A 20,756-nucleotide genomic window follows, 5' to 3' on the forward strand; every position below is an offset into this window, starting at 1 on the left:
TGCGTTACGCGATCAGTTCAGCACTTATGCCTTGCGGCGCCGCGTCACCACGAGCCCGCCAGCAAGCAGCAAGAATGCCGCCGTACCAGCAAGACCCACGCTCGTTGCACCAGTGACCTGAAGAGTCTTCTTGACCTTCTTGGTCTTCGGTGCAGGCTTGCCCGGGTCGTTCGGGTTCAACGGGTCGGTGCCGTTCTTAATCTCGTCACCATCGTTAATACCGTCACCATCCGTGTCGGCCTTATTCGGGTTAGTCGGCTTACCACCGTTCTTCGCGCCGGTTACCTCGTCACCATCGGTGAGCCCATCACCGTCGGTGTCAGGGTTGAGTGGGTCAGTGTTACCAGGCTTGCCGTCCTTATTGAACTTATCGTCCTGGAACGGGTTCTTGGTGCCGTTCACCTCATCACCGTCCGTGATGCCGTCACCGTCGGTGTCCGGGTTCTTCGGATCAGTACCAATCTTCTTCTCGTCACCATCGGTCAGGCCATCACCATCGGTATCACCCTTATTCGGGTCCGTACCGTCCTTGATTTCGTCAGCGTCGGTGACGCCGTCACCATCGGTATCGGCCTTGTTCGGGTTAGTCGGCTTGCCACCATTCTTCGCACCCGTCACCTCGTCACCATCATTCACGCCGTCACCATCAGTGTCAGGGTTGAGCGGGTCGGTGTTACCAGGCTTCCCATTCGGATCGGACTTGTCGTCCTTGAACGGGTTCTTGGTGCCGTTGACTTCGTCGCCGTCGTTGATACCGTCACCGTCGGTGTCAGGGTTCTTCGGGTCGGTCTTGGTGGCCTTGGAGTCATCAACCTTCGGGGTGCCATCCTCGTTGCGAGCAGGCTTGCCGTTCTCGTCGATATCCGTACCGGCTTCCTCACCATCGGTCAGGCCATCCCCATCAGTATCCGGGTTCTTCGGGTCGGTGCCCAGGTCCTTTTCACGACCGTCAGTCACACCGTCACCGTCAGTGTCCGGGTTCTTCGGGTCGGTCCCGTCCTTCTTCTCGTCACCGTCGTTCACGCCGTCACCGTCAGTGTCCGGGTTATTCGGATCAGTGCCGTCCTTCTTCTCGTCCCCGTCGTTCACGCCGTCACCATCAGAGTCGGCCTTATTCGGATTAGTCGGATTGCCATTGTTGTGCTTACCGGTCACTTCGTCACCGTCATTCACACCATCGCCATCCGAGTCAGGGTTGAGCGGGTCAGTGTTACCAGGCTTCCCATTCGGATCAGACTTGTCATCCTGGAACGGATTCTTGGTGCCGTTCACCTCATCACCGTCATTGATCCCGTCACCGTCGGTATCGGGGTTCTTCGGATCAGTACCAATCTTCTTCTCGTCACCATCATTGATGCCATCACCGTCAGTGTCCGGGTTATTCGGATCGGTGCCGTCCTTCTTCTCATCCCCATCCGTCACGCCGTCACCATCAGAGTCGGCCTTATTCGGATTAGTCGGATTGCCATTGTTGTGCTTACCGGTAACTTCGTCACCGTCATTCACACCGTCACCATCCGAGTCAGGGTTGAGCGGGTCAGTGTTACCAGGCTTCCCATTCGGATCAGACTTGTCATCCTGGAACGGGTTCTTGGTGCCATTGACCTCGTCACCGTCATTGATGCCATCGCCGTCGGTATCGGGGTTCTTCGGATCAGTCCCGATCTTCTTCTCGTCACCATCATTGATGCCATCGCCGTCGGTGTCCGGGTTATTCGGATCAGTTCCGTCCTTCTTCTCATCCCCATCCGTCACGCCGTCACCATCAGAGTCGGCCTTATTCGGATTAGTCGGATTGCCATTGTTGTGCTTACCGGTCACTTCGTCACCGTCATTCACACCATCGCCATCCGAGTCGGGGTTGAGCGGGTCAGTGTTACCAGGCTTACCGTCCTTATTGAACTTATCGTCCTTGAACGGGTTCTTGGTGCCATTGACCTCGTCACCGTCATTGATGCCATCGCCGTCGGTATCGGGGTTATTCGGGTCGGTTCCGATCTTTTCTTCTTCGGAATCGGTCAGGCCATCGCCGTCAGTATCAGGATCATTGACCGTCACGGTTACGGTATCGAGTTCCTTGCCATCGCGATCCTTGACCGTGACGACAACTTCGTCCTTGTCCTTAGCATCCGGATTCGGGGTAACCGTGATTGAACCATCAGGATTGAGGGTCGCGGTACCCGGACCGTTCACTTCCACCGTTGTGCCGTCGGGTACCGGCCCGCCGGTATTAGGAAGGTCAACTGGAACACCCGGCTTACTGTTTCCGTCGTTCCACACAGGCTTTTCCGGCTCGGTAACCGTCACCTTGGAGGTATCGAGTGTCTTATCGCCGTCCTTAATGGTTACTGTGATTTCAGTGCCAGGGGTCGCGTCACCAGGAACCTTGACGACGACGTTGCCATCCCCGCCAATAGTGCAGGTGGCACCACCGGTTGCTTCGCATGTGGCCGAGGACGGAATCGGACCATTAGCAGGATCCTTCTCCAGCGTCACATCAGTGCCGGGCTTACCATCACCATCACCCCACGCAGGGCAACCGTTATTGGAAGCCGGACCGGCAATATCCGGGCACTGATCAAGCGCATCCGGGACGGTATCGCCATCAGTATCCGGATCGGTGACGGTCACCTTGGAGGTGTCGAGGACCTTGTCACCATCCTTGATGGTCACGGTGATCTCGTCCTTATCCTTAGCATCCCCAGGAACCTTGACGACGACGTTGCCATCCCCGCCAATAGTGCAGGTGGCACCACCGGTTGCTTCGCATGTGGCCGAGGACGGGATCGGACCATTAGCAGGATCCTTCTCCAGCGTCACATCAGTGCCGGGCTTACCATCACCATCACCCCACGCAGGGCAACCGTTATTGGAAGCCGGCCCAGCGATGGTCGGGCACTGATCCTTGCCATCGGGGACATTGTCGCCGTCGGTGTCGGGGTCAGCAATGGTCACGGTAGCGGAGTCAAGATCCTTACCGTTCGGGTCCTTGACCTTGACGACGATCTGGTCCTTATCCTTGGCGTTCGCGTTCGGAGTGACGGTGATCGAGCCGTCTTCGTTCAGGGTTGCCGTACCCGGCCCGGTCACCTCAACCGTGGAGCCAGCCGGGACAGGACCACCCTCATTAGGCAGCTTAACCGGTGCGGAAGGCTCGGTGGTCGTGTCATTCCAGATCGGGTTGTCCGCGGGAACAACGGTCACCTTGGAGGTGTCCAGAGTCGTGTCGCCATCCTTAATGGTCACCGGAATCTCAGTACCGGGGGCAGCGTCTTCCGGAACCTTGACGACGACGTTGCCATCCGGGCCAATGGTGCAGGTAGCACCATTGCCGGCTTCACAGGTAGCGGTGTTCGGGATATCGCCGTTAGCCGGATCCTTCTCCAAGGTCACATCCGCGCCAGGCTTACCATCACCATCACCCCACGCAGGGCAACCATTATTGGAAGCCGGCCCAGCAACATCCGGGCACTTATCCAAAGAATCTGGGACAGTATCGCCATCGGTATCCGGATCAGTGACGGTCACCTTCGACGTATCAAACGTCTTATCGCCATCCTTGATCGTGACAGTAATCTCGTCCTTATCCTTGGCGTCACCGGGGATCTTGACGACGACGTTGCCATCGGGGCCAATGGCGCAGGTGGCACCACCAGTCGCCTCGCATGATGCAGTATCCGGAACCTTGCCATTAGCAGGGTCCTTCTCCAGCGTCACTTCAGCGCCGGGCTTACCATCACCATCACCCCAAGCGGGGCAACCATTATTAGAAGCCGGCCCAGCAACAGCAGGACACTGATCCTTCAGGTCCGGAGTGCCGTCGTTATCACCATCGGCGTTCGGATCACGCACCGTAATCGGAGCAAGAAGAATCTTTTCACCCGTCGGGGTAGTCATCTTGACCGGGATGAGGTATTCGCCAACTTCAGCATTTCCAGCGGTCGGAGCAAGGGAAATTGTCCCATCCTCATTAACCGTCGCCCAGGGCTGCTGGCCAACCTTCACCTTGGCCTGGTCGACATCAGCAAGCAGTTCCGCCGGAATCTTCGTGTTGTCATCAAGCGGAGCATACTTGGCATCTCGCGGCTTGGTTCCGTTTTCCTTGTGAAGCGGCGAAGCAACAGTCTCGGTCGTGTCGAGGTCAACCGAGGTGTGCTTGTACTCCGGAGTGGGCTTGGCGGCAAATGCGTCCTTGGCTAGCGCAGTATCGCGCGAGCCCTCGGGATAGATTGTTGCCGTGTAGATTTCGTCATGATCGAGATCAGCCGGAACGGTCAGAGGACACGAGTTCACAACTCCCAGGTTCGAAGATGTGGAGATGCACTTATGCACCTCGTTACCTTCAGAATCCGTCCACACAATTTCGTGGCCGCTTGAGGGAACAAAACCAGTAGCCTTCGTTTCGACTGTTACGCCAGGAGCCGCAGGCTTAGTGGTCTGGTTGTATTCCAGAACCTGGAAATCACGATCCTCCATACGAAGGGCAAAATCCTGATCCCTAATATTGCTCATAGCGCCGTCGGTCGCATAGTCAACAACCTGGGCGCCGTATTGATACAAGTTATCCGGGAAGTTATCAAGGGCGCCCCCTACTCCATCAGGAAGAACGGGAGCAACGTACATATATTCGACGTTAACGTGTCGCGACTTGAGGTTACCCTTGAGCCACGAAGCGCTCGCACCTTCGGGAACCGGATCGCCGTGTTGCCCAGCATTCACAATTCCCTTGTAGCTGTAAGAGTCACCCCACAGGCCCTGGAACTGGATGTGATAATTACCCTTGGCATCCGTGACCGCGTAGGAAGTCTCGGCGATAGCGCTCTTCCCGGTATCCTGCTCATACTTCGCCATAATTTCCCGCTGCGCAGCTTTAAACTGCTCGCGAGTATAGCCGTTGTGGTTCTTCTTCCATTCGTCGAAGAGTTTCGCCACTCCGTCTTGAACGTATGCGCCGACTACTTTAACGCCAGGTACTGCAACATCACCAAAGCTGTCTTGGAACATGCGCACCGCCTTGGGTGCACCAAACACATTCCTCTGGTCATAGAAAACACGACCCGAAACCCAGCCACCGTTTTCTTGGTTGGTGGTTTCCTTCCAAGTGCTCTCATCCGGGAACATCTCGCTAATTTGCGGGCGCTCCTGATATGAAATATTGAAGTTCTCCGCAGCGGACTGTGGCCATGCATTCCACGTACCTACATAACGCTGCACCATCCCGTTACTAACAAATACGCCGTCGGATTCGACAAATGAATTGACGTACTTGGTTTTATCGGGGTTATCGGACCAAATACGCAAGCCTTGCCCTGCCTGAGCTTTCCACTCATGCTCGATACCTAGTGCGTCCGTCCAATTAGGGAGCTTGATCGAGTACTTGCCATCGGCTTTAGTTTCGGTCCAATAGACCGGCGAGACAGCACCCTTCAGCTTTTTGTTTTTAAAATCAACCCACTGGGCATACACTTTGACGCCAGCCAGGCCCTCATCATTACTGTCAAAACTAGCGATACTGCCGCCTCGGTCGTGGAAAACTCGGCCATATACCGAGCCTTTAATTTCACCGAGATTACCGTCTGACCGCTGTAGCTCATAGGCTTGTGCAGAAGGAGCGCTAAACGTCGGGGTGAGACTCAAACACAAAGCTGCAGCAGTAAGGCCCGCCCACAGCTTCTTACGAAGAGATACCCCCCCCCCGCTCGATTGCCAGCCGGAGCGAAAATGCCGGGTGCCGAATTAAGCGACCCCGTGTAGTGAGACATCTTTTCTCCATTGGTTAGATATACGGATATTTAGGAGCCGGACGCCGTCACATATGTGAAAATTATGAAAGTGATACACCCAAGTATCACCAAAACATAATCAGTAACGCACCGTATCGCCTAAACATTCAAAATCGTAACACAACCATGAATATCCCCTTTGATATTTAGCAATACCTCATCAAATATGCATATACCGCTTTGATCTGGGGCTTTATTGGACGACCCCCAATCGATAGGGGACTTTCCGCCCATCTTGCAGTCTTTATGTAACTCATTTTCCACAAAGTGTGTGGAACATAACCACCCGCCTGCACATGGACTCGTGAATCATTATTCAATTTGCACATAGCCTCTTTGAGAGAATAAGTCTCATAGATATGAGAGAACTATTCGCGCGGTTTTCATAACAAGCGGCTATACATGCAGCATCATCCGATCAGCATGCACATCCAGACCACATAACCATGTCGGCGCCTTAAACGCTTGCCGCTGCACCCAGTTCGAGGGCTAGATCAAGGCGTTCGGAAACGTCGTACCAGAGCAAGTCCTCCTCGGCGAGTACCTTGAAAGCGGCCCCGTCGTCAGGCCCTGCCAGCACGTAGGGTTCCATCTCCGGCCCGTCCACGTGGATAGACACCACCTCAGCCCAGGAGAGCTCATCAGAAAGCTCAAGGGCCGTGGGTAAATACTCCTCCGGGTTGGCAAGATCCCGGCATTTCTCGGGTGCTACCTCAGCGGCAATCACAACTCGGCGCGGGCGCAGCCCGCCCCGCTCCGGGAGCACTACCCCGAACTGAGGATCGGCCTTCCCGGCGAACATCGCCGAAACGGCACACAAAGAATCATCCGCGGCCGCGTTGAAAGCAATCGCCTCGAGATAGTCACGATCTTCATCATTCACTTCACGCGCCAGGGCCTCCGTTGCCGCGTGCACCACACGCCCGGAAAGCACGGACATCGCAACATCGGCAGGAGTAGCCGGAAGATAAATTCTCATGCGCCCAGTCTACTCACCGCCCCACACCCCGATAGTCCAGAACAGCACGCGCCAGCCGCCGTACATCCCGACTCACCCTACTGCGAGGGGCTACAGCCACCACGCTGGTGCCGGCTCGTTCGGCCCGTGCGTAGCGAGCGGCGTCGTCGCCCACCCTTATCACGGCGGGTATCTCACGCTCCCCGAGAAGCGAGGCGAAAGTAACGCAATCCTCCAGACCTGCGCGGGTGACCACCGGCAAAGCCGCGCGGCCCAACGCCCGGGCCCGCCACCACGCCTCCACTCCGCGGCGCAAACCCACCGGTCCGGCGCGGCAGGCCACCACCACGAGATCCGCGGCGAGAAGGGCACTAAGCGTCAAGCTATCGCGCTCCCCGCTCACCCCGGCACACCGCTCGCTACTCCGGGCACGCCGGTCTAGCTGATCGCGCCAATCGCGCTGATTCGAAGCGGAAAATCCGCCTGCCTGAGCGCTGGCTTCGTCGAGAAAAGCGGGAAGTTCCGCGGCGCAATCAACGATGGTGACCTGCGCGAAAGGTCGGAGCTTATCCCACAGATCGCCAATACCGGGTCCAATCAGCTCATGCCAGCGGCCAGCGCGATTGAGGCCAGGGAGGAAATGTAAAGTGCCACGCGGGCCGGTGCGCAGTTCCCGCACGTAACGCGGAAGCTGCGTCTCTAGCGCGTCGCCAGCATGCAGGGCGCGGGCCACTCCGATGAGCCCGGCTGGCTCCTCGCCCAGGTCCACGAGCTGCGCCAAGGACGGGTTGCGGGTATCCGCGTCCACCAGCAACACCGCATGCCGCTCACTCAGCACCCAAGCAAGATCGCGTGCCAGGGTGGAACGGCCCGGGGCGCCCGCGCTCCCCCAGATAGCCACCAGGAAACCGGGATCAGGATGGGCACGCTCAGCAGGATTCGTGTGCTTCGGGACGCTGGCACGTTTTCGACGCTCAGGATTCGACCTCATTGCACCTCACCTACCAGCGTGAATGACGCGCCCGCCGCGAGCTCCTCAAGCGCAGCCCCGAGCTCGGCGCGCGGGATATGGACTTCCATCGCCGCCGCGACCGCGAAATGCGTATCACTAGCCGTTCCCGCGAAGATAACCTCCCGGGAAATCAGCCGAGCGGGAGCTTTTTCGCCGCCGCCACCCGCGGCGGGAAGCGCCCACAGCTGCGCCGGTGCCCCGCGCGCCAGAGCAGTGGGAAGTGCACCGCTGAGCGGCAGCATCGCCACCACCCGCTCACCCGACATGCGCAACGCCGACTTTTCGACCAGCTCACCCGGGTAAATCGTGCGCCCAACCGTACCGGCCTGGCCCGCCGGGATATAAGCATCGGCCAGTCCGGCCGGTACTTCCACCACGGCCAAAGCCGCCTCGTCCAGCGAGGTACCGGGCACCACCGCCTCGGTTGCCCGATAGACGGGAACGCTCACCGGGCCGCGCAGCGCATACCCGCCCGCGAGCGCGCCGGCAGCAATCAACGCCACCCCACCTGCCAGACGCGGATCTTTCCACCGCACCCACGTTTTCTCACGCATCCGCCATCCTTTCCGATTGACCGCATTTGAGCGAATTTGACCGCACTTGACCGTATTCGGCCGCGAAAACTCGCGACCGGGAGCGATGCGAAGTGACCGGAAACGACCAGAAATAACCACCCCTTTGGCCTCCGGTCACGCCCGCTCGCGCCGTGGAGTCAGTGTGACAGCTAGCGCGCAACTCGCCAAGTCCCCATCCACAGCTTGTGGATATCCCGGTCATTCCTTGCCGTTTCTTATATGAGTTATCCACAGGGAAATGAGGCCGGGTGTACCCGGCTGATTAATAGTTGAGCCACACGGGACATTTAGTCATACCACCACGGTGAGAACCGCGTGCCACCCGCTCTTCATCACGAGCGGAGCACGAGGTTTTCGATCCTGACCGGTAACCCCACTGAAGAGGTTCACGATGTCGGCAACGATCAAAGCGCTGTTATCGGCGCTCGCAGGGCTCGCGTCCGCATTTTTCGCGGTCGCGACCGCCCGCTTGCATGCCCCGCCCGGGAGCGTCGCCCAGCTCACCGGGACTCTCACCGTGGGCGTATGCATCGTCGCGTGCTTGGCATGCGCGCGGCTCACCCTCTGCTATTGCGCGGTTGCGCGCTTCGCGCGCGGGAAGGACGACGCCGTCACCCGCCTCGCCCGTCGCATCGGCGGGCGCCATTTCCGCGCGGCTCTCACCAGCACTCTCGCCACTACGCTGGTGGCCATGCCCGGGGCATGGGCCGCGGAGCCAGATTCCGGCAGCGGCGTCGATATTGGCTGGGGCGGTGACTATTCCGCTCTTCTCACCTCGCCTTCCCAGGCCAGTCCCGATCCCACCGGGTTGTTCCGCGCGAATCCTGATGAATTACTCGGTGACGTCTCCTATCGGGACGGCGCGGGTGGCTACTATTTGCACCCGCCGGCGCTACCTGCGGCCTCGCCTTCGGCTGGGCCTGGCGAACTAAACGCGACGGGTATAGCAGATGCATCGGGCGAAGCGAATGCACCGGGTAAAGCGGACGAACCAAAAGAACCGGGTGCGCTGAATGCACCGGAAGAACCGACCGAACCTGCTCAGCCTTCTCTGGCAGCTCAGCCAAGCGACCCGGGTAGAGCTCCCACCGAATCGTCACGCCCAACCGCGCGTGGCGCACCCGCACTTTCCCCGACCGAGATTTCACGGCTCGCTGCCCCGCTCCTCAACTCGGATCCGCAGCCCGCGGAGCTGCCGTGGGCAGCGCCTCCCCCGATTTATATTGTCCAGCTCGGGGACACCCTTTGGGATATTGCCGATACACACCTCGGGGCCGGAGCGAGCGATGCGGATATTCTCGGCTATACCCACGCCATCGCCGCGGTCAATACCATCGAGGATAGCGACCTCATTTATCCCGGCGAACACTTTATTCTTCCGCCAGCGCGGGAGTAAGAGCCACGCATCTGCTCCCACCACCCATGTTCAGTCCTGCCTCGGTTATCGAGGTTCGTTGCCCTACCCCCACGCATCTCAAGGAGATCCCATGTCCACTGCTCCGCATACCGAAAATACCCCCGGTGCTACTGAAACGACGACGCCCGCCCATCCCGAACCGCAGCCCATAACCAACGCTGCGGGTCAGGATCTGCCTCCTCCCGAAGAAGCCACCGCGGAGGGCCAGCCGGGTGCGTGTTCCCATCTCGGGGCGGAGGAGCCGGAGATGATTCGGGTTTCTCGGCTCCCACCTGCACCACCTCCGGTATTTGCACAGCCGGATATGGATGACATTGTGTCCACTCTGGATCAGGTTCAACTCGCGGAAATCACCCAATATCGCGCGGTCACCCGCCACCCTCCCTTCCCGCCGGCACCCCACGAGGAAGATACCTGCGTGGCAGAAAACGCGCCGCCCGCGCGTGGGCTCGTAGACGAGTCCGCGGGTGAGCTCGCAGGCGAGTCTGCGGAGCTACCTGACGCCATGGTTAACGAGCGCCCCGGCACCGACGCGGCCCCCGCAAACAGCGTGGATCCCACAAACAGCGTGGAGTTCACAAACGGCATGGAACCCGCCCAAGGCGTGGATCCCATCGATGCCTTTGAGCTAATCGATGATGTTTACCTCACTGATGGTGTTGACCCCGCCGGTGACTACCACGCCATCAATGCTGAGAACAGCACCGATACCTACACAGCCATACCGACCGAATCCAAACTCCACCAATGGAACCGGCTCGCGCTATCCGCCGCGCCCTACCGTGATATGTGGCGTGAGGAGATGGCTACCCTTGATGATCCACTCCCGCCCGAGATCCGGCCACCGCATCGTTTCGCCGCCGGAATTATTATCTACTCCATTGAGGTGCTGCTGGGCCACCGCGCGCCCGGATATGTACGCCCGCATCTCAGCCCGGAAGTATTTGCCGCGCTGGTGCGCCGGGCCGGCCTGGCTATGCGTATCAAAGGGAAAGCACCCTGGCTGGGAAACCTGCGGATTTCCACGCTCAAAATAACGCATCCGCGCCCGCGCGTGGCCGAGGTCATCGCCTGCGTATATTCGGGCGAGCGGACCCATGCGGTTGCCATGCGCATGGAATTCCTCGCGGGGCGCTGGATCGTCGTCGCCCTGGAAATTGGGTGAACGGGCCGCAAGGGCAACAAAAACTATCCCGAAACGCGCACGCAGGGCTATGAGGCCGCAACGCACCCGAAACAAAACAAGCGCCGGCCGCTCACGCAACTATCACGCACGTGACCGGCCGGCACCCATATATCTCAGGTCTACCGCCGCCGCTTCTTGTTCTGCTTGGCCGCGGCCCGGCGCTGCGCCCGGTTACCACCACCAGAACCGCCAGCACCACCCGCGCCGCCCCGGCCCCCGCGCGAACCGCCGCGCGCACCGGTGGTTTCCGTTTCCCCGGAACCGTCCTTCGCGGCCGAGGAATACGAAACATTCTGCTGGCGCTTCGGCTGCTTAATCCCCAGGGATTCCGCGGTCACGCGCTGGCCCGAGGCACCCTCGGCGCCTTCACCCACCGCGGCCTGCAAAGCCCGCTGCTGTTCCGCTTGCACCTGGCGCTGCTTTTCCTCCAGCAACTGGCGCTGCTGTTCCTGGGCGGCACGCAGTGCCTGCTGGGAGGCAGAAACCTGCTCGGCACTGCCCGCACCGCTGGTGCGAATCGCCACCCCGGGGCCGGCCATACCCGCCGCGGTATTCCCCGCCACGGTCACCGGGCCGGTCGCCTGGGCTTCAGCTTCCAGGCGCGCCGCGCGCTCGGAAGGAAGCTCAAACTTGAAGAGGTACCGGACGGTTTCCGACATGATATTGTCATTCATCGCCTGGAACATGCGGTAGCCCTCGTCCTTGTATTCGACGAGCGGATCGCGCTGCGCCATGGCGCGCAAGCCAATACCTTCCTTGAGGTAATCCATTTCGTAGAGGTGCTCGCGCCACTTGCGGTCCAGCACAGACAGCACGATCTGGCGTTCCAGCTCGCGCATATTTTCCTCGCCGACTTCCGCTTCGCGCTCCTCGTAATGGGCGTGAATATCATCGGTGAGTTCGCGCTTGAGCGCGGTGCGATCCAGCTGGGAGGGCCCGCCAATTTCGTCGAGGTATTCCTCCGCGGTGAATCCGGGAGTGTAGTAGCCCTTGAGGTCCGTCCACAGCGCGGAAAGATCCCACGCTTCCTCATTATCATCGGCGGTGTGGGCGCTGACCACGTCATCCACCACGAAGTCGAGGAAGCCCTGCACCATAGACTCCATATTTTCGCCCTCGAGGATGGAACGCCGCTCGGTGTACACCACGGTACGCTGGTCGTTCATCACGTCGTCGTACTTGAGAACGTTCTTCCGCATTTCCGCGTTCCGCGCCTCATTTTCGGTTTGCGCCCGCGAAACGTTCTTCGACATCTGCTTCGTTTCAATCGGAGCATCGTCGTCCATCGCGTAGCTGAGCATGCGCCCGGCCATGCCCTGGCCCCACAGGCGTAGCAGGTCATCTTCCAGCGAGAGGTAGAAACGGGATTCACCCGGGTCACCCTGGCGGCCGCTACGCCCACGCAGCTGATTATCGATACGCCGGGATTCGTGGCGCTCCGAACCGAGCACGTACAGGCCGCCCAATTCGGCCACTTCTTCGTGTTCGGCCTTGACGGCTTCCTGCTGGCGTGCCAGCTCTTCGGGCCAGGCCGCTTCGTATTCTTCCGGGGTTTCTTCCGGGTCCAGGCCGCGTGCCGCCAGCGCATCCACCGCGCGATGTTCGGGGTTGCCGCCCAGCATAATGTCAGTACCGCGGCCGGCCATATTGGTGGCCACCGTGACCGCGCCCTTACGCCCGGCCTCCGCAACCACGCGCGCTTCCCGCTCGTGCTGCTTCGCGTTGAGAACCTGATGCTCGATGCCTTCACGCGCGAGCAAATCGGAGAGCTCTTCGGAAGCTTCCACCGAGGCGGTACCCACCAGCACCGGCTGGCCCTTTTCGTGGCGTTCCACAATATCTTCCACAACCGCGCGCAGCTTCGCGGCACGGGTGGGGTAAATAAGATCCTGTTCGTCCTTGCGGATCATCGGCTTATTCGTGGGGATGGGAACGACGCCGAGCTTATACGTCGAGGCGAATTCCTCAGCTTCGGTTTCCGCCGTACCCGTCATGCCAGAGAGCTTGTTGTACAGGCGGAAGTAGTTCTGGAGGGTGATCGTGGCCAGAGTCTGGTTCTCCGCCTTGATCTCCACGCCTTCCTTGGCTTCAATCGCCTGGTGCATGCCTTCGTTGTAGCGCCGCCCGGGCAGCACGCGCCCGGTGTGTTCGTCCACGATCAGCACTTCGCCGTTGAGCACCACGTAATCGCGGTCTCGCTCGAAAAGCTCCTTGGCCTTAATTGCATTATTCAGGTAGCCGATGAGCGGAGTATTGAGGGATTCGTACAGGTTATCGATACCCAGGGCATCTTCCACCTTGTCAATTCCCGCTTCGAGCACACCCACGGTGCGCTTCTTCTCATCCACTTCGTAATCGGTATCCCGGCGCATACGCAGCACCAGGCGCGCAAATTCGCGATACCACTTATTCGCATCACCTTCGGCCGGGCCGGAAATAATCAGAGGAGTACGCGCTTCGTCAATAAGAATGGAATCAACTTCGTCAACGATAACGAAATTATGCCCACGCTGCACCAGCTCACTGGTCCGCCACGCCATATTGTCACGCAGGTAATCGAAACCAAATTCATTATTGGTTCCGTAAGTAATATCCGCATTGTATTGTTCGCGGCGCTGTTCGGGAGTTTGCCCGGTGAGAATACACCCGGTGGTCACCCCGAGGAAGCGGTAGACGCGCCCCATAAGTTCGGACTGGTAGGAAGCCAGGTAATCATTAACCGTGACCACGTGCACGCCCTCACCGGTGAGCGAGTTGAGGTAGGCGGGCATGGTTGCCACGAGCGTTTTACCTTCACCGGTTTTCATTTCGGCAATATTGCCCAGGTGGAGGGCCGCGCCGCCCATCACCTGCACATCATAGGGGCGCTGACCGATGGTCCGCACCGCCGCTTCGCGCACCGTGGCAAAAGCTTCGGGAAGGATAGCATCGAGGGTTTCGCCCTCTTTCAGGCGCTCCTTGAAGCTATCGGTTTGCGCGCGCAACTCCTCATCACTCATCGCCGAGATATCACTTTCAAGCGCATTGACCTGCGCGGTGATGTTCTTCAGCTTCTTCAGCGTGCGGCCTTCGCCGGCGCGAAGGATACGATCAATCAAGCGTGCCACTTCGTCGAGCTCCTTACCGTGGGCATACGGATGCAATTGTACGGGGTAGAAGCGCGCCCCGCCCCACCTCTTTCACCATTAGCTTTGCGTTCTTCATTACGCTCAGTTTTTCACCAGCCTAGTACCAGGTGCTCGCGCGCTTCCCTGCGTGGTTACGAGCATAGGTACGACGACGCCGCCACCTCGCCGGCGCGCCCCCTAGGCCGTGCCTGTCAATCTAGACCGTGCGCGCCAACCTAAACCGTGCGCGCCACCACCGAGCGTGCATATTCCGCGAGGGCTTCGCGCACCGCCCCGTTCTCCAGGTCAGTAATAGCGGCCACCGCGCGCCCTGCCCATTCCTCGGCAAGCGCCCGGGTTTCATCCATAACCGAATGCTTGCGCAGCGCGCCGAGCACGGAATCAAGGCGCTGCCCGGCCAGCTCCCCGCGGTCCAATTCCGCCAAGATCGCTAGCCCGGCGTCGTCCAAAATCCCCGCGGCGGCACGTTCCCGCAACAGAATCGTGGGCATGGTATCCACCGATTCGCGCAGGTCCGTGCCCTGTTCTTTACCGGTTTCTTCGGAAACAACGTCGATATAGTCATCGGCGATCTGGAAGGCGATCCCCACATTTTCACCGAATTCTTGCACCTGGGCGGCAACGTGCGCGTACTCGGCTTCCCGGCTCCCGGCCGCCGCATACACGCCTTCGCGCGCGGAAGCCGCAATAAGCGAGCCGGTTTTCCCCGCCAGAACTTCCAGGTAGTGCGCCCGCGGGGACACCCCGCTCGTGCGGCCCACGGTTTCCAGGAGCTGCCCGGTGCACAGGCGCCGGAACGTTTCCGCGTAATCCTTGACGGCACGCGGCCCCAGATCCGCCATCATTGACGAGGCGCGCGAAAAAAGAATATCTCCGGCCATAATCGCCGCGGAATTCCCGTAGCTGCGGTGCGCGGCCGGAACCCCGCGCCGCAGCGGGGCTTCGTCCATAACATCGTCGTGGTAGAGGGAAGCCAGGTGGGTCAGCTCCATCGCCACCGCCACGTGCTCGACCCGCTCCGATTCCGGCTCCGGGCCCAGATACCCGCAGAGCAGCGCCAGCGCCGGCCGCATCCGTTTCCCGCCCGCCTCGGCAAGATACGTGGTGATCGGGTCCACGCGCAGGTCACCAAAATGCGTGGCCGCGTCCAGCTTTTTTTCGACGACGCCGAGCCGCTCCCCCACGCGGGTGAGCAGCTCTTCGACAGTCAGGTCTTTCACGATAGCCAATCCTAGCTTTCCGATGGTGCGCCGGCCCGCGGCCCGGTGCCTCAATGCGCCGCCGGCAGGGTAGCGCGGTGCAGCGCAACGATCCCGTTGCACATATTACGGTATTCAACGTCGCGCCACCCTGCCGCGTGCAGCCAGCCAGCCAGAGTACGTTGATCGGGCCAGTCGATAATCGATTCCATGAGGTAGGCGTAGGCCGGGCCATCCGAGGAGGCCAGGGCCGCGACCCGAGGAAGCACGTGGCGCAGGTAGCCGTGGTAGAGGGTGCGGAAAGGCGCGCAGGTGGGCGTGGAAAATTCGGCGATCACCACGTGCCCGCCCGGGCGCGTCACGCGGGCCATTTCTTGGAGGGCCCGCATGGGATCGTGAATATTACGCAGGCCGTAGGAAATAGTCACGGCGTCGAACGTATTATCCACGAAAGGAAGATCGCAGGCATCGGCCTGCACAAAACGCAAGTCCGGGTGGCGCAGGCGCGCAACCTCAAGCATCCCGTCCGAAAAATCGGCGCCCACCACGCGCGCCCCCACCCGGGCGAAATGCTCGGTGGAGGTGCCGGTCCCGCAGGCCAGGTCGAGGATCTCCATCCCCTCGCGAATGCGCAGGGCTTCGGTAACGTAGCGGCGCCACAGCCGCACCTGCCCGAAACTGAGCAGGTCATTGCTCAGGTCGTAGCGCGGGGCGACCTGGTCGAACATTCCGGCGACGGCGCGCGGATCTTTGCTGAGTTGTGCACGTGCAGACATGCCCTCTATTCAACCAGCTTGGGCGTATTTGGCAAGAGTGGAATTCTATCTGGCTGCGTAGCCGGGGCGCAGCCACGTGCAGCCGCGTGCACATCCGCACAAAGTGCCCGGGTTCAGCACGCGCCCCACGGGACCTCAAACCGGCGAATTTCCAACGGGCGGCGACTAGACTGAAAAAGAAGTCACGAATTGAGGAGTCATTATGTCCCTGCCCACGCCCATGCCAGCTATGACACCGCCGCTGCTGGCCGATGTGCGCCGCGATTTTGGCGCCCGCACCTGGATTGTGGCTCTTATGAGCCCCGTGATCGCGGTGGCGGTCACCTTCCTCGTCACGCTTTTCTTCGCCTGGCTCGGCCTGCGCGGCATGGGCGAGCTCGATATGGGCGGGGTGAATCTTAGTGATGTGCTCACCGCCCCGAAGTGGGCGGCCCTCACCCTGCTGCTGGCCCTGGGCGGCACCGCGCGGGTGGTGGCCGAGCCGAATCTTGTGGATATGAGTTTCTTCGTTCCCGCTCTCACCCTCACCCTCCTGATCGGCCTCATTATCTACTTCCTCAACCAGTGGGTGGGCCGCGGTAAGCGCAATTCCACCCTGCTGGTCTGGATTCCGGCCTGGGTTTCGGCCGGGGTGCTCGCGGCGATCGGTGCCGGGCTGGCCGCGTTCATGCGGGTGGATCTGAGCCCGGGCGGGGCCGTCATGGGGCAGCCCATCCCGCCACTGGCCTTGCAGGCTAGCCCCCTCTTCACCGCGCTCACCTGCCTCCCGCTCGGGCTTTTCGCCGCGGGCTTCGGGCGCATGACCACGGTGAAATCCACCCCGCGTAACCGTTTCACCCTCACGGCGGCCTCCTCTATTCCCACCTACGCGCACGCGGTACGCCTGGCCTTCACCGCTTTTATCCTGGTGAGCTGCGTTTCCGCCCTCGCCTTCGGTATTGACCTCATGGTGCGCCAGGATGCCAAGATCGCGTGGCTCCTCTTGGCCTTCCCCTTCTTCCTCACCACCGGAGTCATGACCATGTTCGGGGCGGTGGGCGCGTCCTTCGCCGCCGAATATGATGCCACCGGCCTGGGCATGGGCGTGAACGCCCAGGGTGATACCACCTTCCTGCTCTGGGATAACCTGGCCACCGCGCCGGCCATCGTGGCGCTTATCTCCATGGTGCTGGTGCTGGTGTGGACGGCCTACCGCTGGGGCCGCTCGCGCGATCCGCGTATGGAATTCGGTGCTATTGCCTGGACGGTGATGCCCTTCGGTTTCGGGGCCACCACCACCGTGATCTGGGGTATTACCCGCGGCTCCGCGAAGATGGCGGCGCAGGGCATGGAGCTGGCCAGCGCCAGTTACGACCTGCATTGGTACCTCATTTTCATCGGGATTGGCCTGGGCCTGGTGGTGGAGGCTTTCTCGCGGCCCTTCCGCACTCGTCCGCCCGAAACGATGGCCACGGGTTACCTCACCCCGCACGCCTCGGATATCCCGCATCATCCTTCCGTTCCCGGCGCCCCGGGCGGGATGCCCTTGCATCCGGAGTATCCGGGAACCCCGGTTGCGTCGGCTCCCCAGCAGGCCCGGCCGCCGGTACAGCCACCGATGCAGGCCCAGCCGCCGCATGCACCGGCGCCCCGCCCCGAAGACCTGGCCTAAACCCCAGCGCGGTCTAGGTGATGCGCTCGGAGCGTTCCCCTCGATAGAATAGGCGGCCGTGGCAACTGTTACTGATTGGCTCGAAGGGGCGCGCGTTCGCACCCTTCCCGCGAGTGTCTCCCCCGTTATCGCCGGGGCCGGGATCACCCTGTGGGAAGGGACGCTGTACGGCCCGATTCTGGCCCTGGCTTTCGTGCTCGCCCTGCTGTTGCAGATCGGCGTAAATTTCGCGAATGACTATTCCGACGGCATCCGCGGCACCGACGATCACCGCACCGGCCCGCCTCGCCTCACCGGCGGCGGCACCGTGCGCCCGGGCGTGGTGCTCGCGGTGGCACTCACCTGCTTTGGCCTCGCGGCGCTCGTGGGGCTGGTGATTATTGCCTGGTGCGGGCAGTGGTGGCTCATCGCGGTGGGCGTGGGCGCACTGCTGGCCGCCTGGTTCTATACCGGCGGGCGCCACCCCTACGGCTATATGGGCTTGGGCGAAGTCTTTGTTTTTATTTTCTTCGGTTTGGTCGCCACCGCCGGCACCGTCTATATCCAGAGCGGCACGGTTCCCTGGCAAGCCTGGGTGGCCGGCAGCGCCGTCGGCCTTATTGCCTGCGCCATTCTCATGGCTAACAATATCCGCGATATTCCCACCGACGCCGTCACCAGGAAACGTACCCTCGCGGTGCGTCTGGGTGATACGTGGGCGCGGCGCGTCTATGTGCTCATGCTCGCGGTGGCGATGGGCTGCGGCGTCGTGCTGGCGTTCACGCCGAGCACCCACCAGGCGTCCCTCCTCCTCTACCTCCCCGCTTTCGCCATCGCTGCGCGCAATAGTTGGCGGATGCTCAGCCGCGGTCCTTCCCGCGCGCAGGGGCGTGCTCTTATCCCGGTCCTGAAAACTACCGGTATTACCGAGCTCGCTTTCGCGCTGGCGGTGCTGGTCTCGTTCTGGGCCAGTTCGCTCTTGGTCTAGGCGCCTGCAGCCTCCGCGCGCTAACGACTAAGATGGTGGTATGGCCCGAGTAATTATGGCACTTCTTGCCGTCAGCATCTGGATTTACGGCATCATTGACGTCATCCGCACGGACACCACCCGCATGCCGGGCCGGCTGCGTAAGCCGGCGTGGCTCGCCCTCACGGTTCTGGTGCCGGTTCTCGGGTCGCTGCTGTGGATCGCTTTTTCTTTCCCGGTCAAGTTCCCGCAGCAAAATATTTCGCTCGGCTCTTTTGGGCGGGGTCGCTCTTCGTCGCAGCGGCGCCGTCGCCCCGTTGCGCCCGACGACGATCCGGACTTCCTGTCCCGCTTGGATGCGGAAAACCGTTTCCGCGAATGGGAACGGCAACAGAAGGAGAACGACGCCGCACCCGACGCCGCATCGGGCTCCCCCAGCGCCGGTGAATCGAAAGACGCGGGCAGCCCGGAAGCTGGCGGCGCGCAGCCGGATAATCCGGAGGAGCCTGGGGGCCGGCCGGCATCCCAGCCGCCCGCGCAGGATTAACCCGCTAGTTTCTGAGAGTCGCTCAGCCCTGCCAGTCCGGCGGGGCTGTCTCTATCTGCGCGTCTGGCTTAGTCCCCGCGGTTTTCGTCCGCCGCGGAGACTCCCGGGGTAATATCACGCGCCCGGGCCAGCAGCTCAGCCGCGGGTTCGGCGTAGTCCACCGCCACCAGGCTGGTGCCCTGGAACGTCAACGAGGTCACCGAGCACAGCGCGCACTGGCGCCGGCGCGGATCGTGAGCGAGGGAACGGCCTTCCACGAAGGAACGCAGCGTCCAAATGGGAAGCTGGTGGGAAACCAGCACCGCCTCGCCACCGCGGGCCGCTGCCAGCCCATGGCGTACCGCATTCGTCATGCGCGCGGCAATATCCGTATAGGGCTCCCCCCAGGAGGGCCGGAAGGGGTTGATATACCACGGCCAGAATTTCGGGGAGGCCAGAATCCAGCGATTCCGGTTAACATTGATTCCCTCGAAATTATTACCCGCTTCGATGAGGTTGGCATCGGTGCCAATCTCAAGATCGAAAAGCTCAGCGGTGGGGGTGGCAGTTTCAATAGCCCGCTCCAGGGGTGAAGAGATCACCGCCCGCACATCACGACCGCGGAAGAAATCCCGAACACTGCCGGCCATCTCCCGGCCCAGATCGGTGAGGTGAAAACCGGGTTGGCGGCCGTAGAGTTCGCCGCTGGGGTTATCCACCTCTCCGTGGCGGACCAGGTGAACAACTGTTACGTCAATCATGATGCCAGTCTACGGCACCGGGAGCTGCCGGCCGGACCCCAAGCCCCCTCGCTTGGGAAATTCGCTTGAAAAGCACCATCCGACCGGCGTGCCCGAATACCTACGTGCCCGAACGCCTACCAAATATCGGCGGCGTTGCCCACCAGGCGAGTGCACAGCTCGCCCATCTTGAGGAAGTCATCATGACCGAGTTTGTCCACGAGGTGAGCGCGAACCGAGATCACGTGGGTAATGGCCGCCTTTTGCAGCAGCTTGAAACCTGCATCCGTGAGCGTGCAATCCACCCCGCGCCGGTCATGCGCGTTGGCGGAGCGAGCCACCAGACCGCGCGCCTCCAGGCGGCGGACGGTGTGGGTGAGCCGCGAGCGAGAATGTACCATCACATCGGCGAGAGTCGACATCCGCATGCAGCGATTTTCCGCCTCGGAAAGGCGGGCCAGAACGTCATATTCGTTCAATGACAGATTGTGATTGACCATGAGTGCGTGGTTGAGCGCCTCTGAGGTCACGGCTGTCGCGCGCAGATACGCGCGCCAGGCAAATTGTTCCTCTTCAGAAAGCCAGCGAACTTCCGCGGCCATGAGATTCATCCCTTCGTCAGGCACGATGTCACGTCGTGACATTAACGGCAACTCGCACGGGGTGTGCGAGTCTTCATTACGTCGTTGCGCCCGCGCCGGACGCAACACATCCAGCTTGCGCCGGATGAACGATGACGCCACTTCTCCCCCATTTTCCCACGCGGGAACCCAGGAGCGAAAGGCCTTAAGTGGTGCTCGTAGCGCGGTACCGCGCGCAGCACGCCCGTGCCTGGCCAAGCGCCGTCGACCACAGCATC

General features: G+C 61.1%; 14 protein-coding genes. 5 read left to right on the forward strand and 9 right to left on the reverse strand.

All coding sequences use genetic code 11. The features are described 5' to 3' along the window. Window positions 1-24 precede the first annotated feature (24 nt). The 4 genes from ACRQFC_RS00330 to ACRQFC_RS00345 form a co-directional block, all read right to left on the reverse strand. Window positions 25-5,466, reverse strand: coding sequence for an Ig-like domain-containing protein (locus ACRQFC_RS00330; RefSeq protein WP_435734626.1), 5,442 nt, complete (start codon window positions 5,464-5,466; stop codon window positions 25-27). 774 nt (window positions 5,467-6,240) lie between these two features. After that, complete coding sequence (locus tag ACRQFC_RS00335) at window positions 6,241-6,762, reverse strand: DUF6912 family protein (protein ID WP_284904212.1); 522 nt, start codon at window positions 6,760-6,762, stop codon at window positions 6,241-6,243. Window positions 6,763-6,775: 13 nt separating this feature from the next. Continuing rightward, window positions 6,776-7,732: a CpaE/TadZ family protein gene (locus ACRQFC_RS00340; protein ID WP_284904214.1), complete on the reverse strand. Its 957-nt coding sequence runs from the start codon at window positions 7,730-7,732 to the stop codon at window positions 6,776-6,778. Then, complete coding sequence (locus ACRQFC_RS00345; RefSeq protein WP_284904215.1) at window positions 7,729-8,307, reverse strand: hypothetical protein; 579 nt, start codon at window positions 8,305-8,307, stop codon at window positions 7,729-7,731. The genes ACRQFC_RS00340 and ACRQFC_RS00345 overlap by 4 nt, the downstream gene beginning before the upstream one ends. A gap of 412 nt (window positions 8,308-8,719) precedes the next feature. Here ACRQFC_RS00345 and ACRQFC_RS00350 point away from each other — a divergent pair, with 412 nt between their 5' ends. Beyond that, window positions 8,720-9,724, forward strand: a complete 1,005-nt coding sequence (locus tag ACRQFC_RS00350; RefSeq protein ID WP_284904216.1) for a LysM peptidoglycan-binding domain-containing protein — start codon at window positions 8,720-8,722, stop codon at window positions 9,722-9,724. Between the two features lie 91 nt (window positions 9,725-9,815). Then, a complete protein-coding gene (locus ACRQFC_RS00355; RefSeq protein WP_284904217.1) occupies window positions 9,816-10,910 on the forward strand; it encodes an Rv3235 family protein in 1,095 nt (364 codons plus the stop codon). Window positions 10,911-11,050: 140 nt separating this feature from the next. Here the strand turns inward: ACRQFC_RS00355 and secA are convergent, their stop codons facing one another. From secA to ACRQFC_RS00370, 3 genes are all read right to left on the reverse strand, one after another. Next, the gene (secA, locus tag ACRQFC_RS00360) at window positions 11,051-14,038 is read right to left on the reverse strand and encodes a preprotein translocase subunit SecA (protein ID WP_284904219.1); all 2,988 of its coding nucleotides are present in this window, start codon (window positions 14,036-14,038) and stop codon (window positions 11,051-11,053) included. A 236-nt stretch (window positions 14,039-14,274) separates the two neighbouring features. Beyond that, window positions 14,275-15,279, reverse strand: coding sequence for a polyprenyl synthetase family protein (locus ACRQFC_RS00365; protein WP_284904221.1), 1,005 nt, complete (start codon window positions 15,277-15,279; stop codon window positions 14,275-14,277). 50 nt (window positions 15,280-15,329) lie between these two features. Next, window positions 15,330-16,034: a class I SAM-dependent methyltransferase gene (locus tag ACRQFC_RS00370; protein WP_284904223.1), complete on the reverse strand. Its 705-nt coding sequence runs from the start codon at window positions 16,032-16,034 to the stop codon at window positions 15,330-15,332. A 202-nt stretch (window positions 16,035-16,236) separates the two neighbouring features. Between ACRQFC_RS00370 and ACRQFC_RS00375 the strand changes: the two genes are divergently transcribed. From ACRQFC_RS00375 to ACRQFC_RS00385, 3 genes are read left to right on the forward strand one after another with little or no spacing between them, the layout of a single operon-like run. Then, window positions 16,237-17,685, forward strand: coding sequence for a hypothetical protein (locus ACRQFC_RS00375; RefSeq protein WP_284904224.1), 1,449 nt, complete (start codon window positions 16,237-16,239; stop codon window positions 17,683-17,685). A 58-nt stretch (window positions 17,686-17,743) separates the two neighbouring features. Beyond that, window positions 17,744-18,652, forward strand: a complete 909-nt coding sequence (locus ACRQFC_RS00380) for a 1,4-dihydroxy-2-naphthoate polyprenyltransferase (protein WP_435734627.1) — start codon at window positions 17,744-17,746, stop codon at window positions 18,650-18,652. A 40-nt stretch (window positions 18,653-18,692) separates the two neighbouring features. Further along, on the forward strand, window positions 18,693-19,178 hold the full coding sequence (locus tag ACRQFC_RS00385; RefSeq protein ID WP_284904227.1) for a PLD nuclease N-terminal domain-containing protein: 486 nt from the start codon (window positions 18,693-18,695) through the stop codon (window positions 19,176-19,178). Between the two features lie 68 nt (window positions 19,179-19,246). Here ACRQFC_RS00385 and ACRQFC_RS00390 read toward each other — a convergent pair whose 3' ends face one another. Further along, window positions 19,247-19,918: a histidine phosphatase family protein gene (locus ACRQFC_RS00390; protein ID WP_284904229.1), complete on the reverse strand. Its 672-nt coding sequence runs from the start codon at window positions 19,916-19,918 to the stop codon at window positions 19,247-19,249. Window positions 19,919-20,034: 116 nt separating this feature from the next. Continuing rightward, window positions 20,035-20,541 (reverse strand): MarR family winged helix-turn-helix transcriptional regulator, encoded by a 507-nt coding sequence (locus ACRQFC_RS00395; protein ID WP_087069920.1) that lies wholly within the window; start codon window positions 20,539-20,541, stop codon window positions 20,035-20,037. Window positions 20,542-20,756: the final 215 nt, after the last annotated feature.

The organism is Actinotignum inguinis, assembly GCF_051265835.1.
GTDB lineage: Bacteria > Actinomycetota > Actinomycetes > Actinomycetales > Actinomycetaceae > Actinotignum > Actinotignum timonense.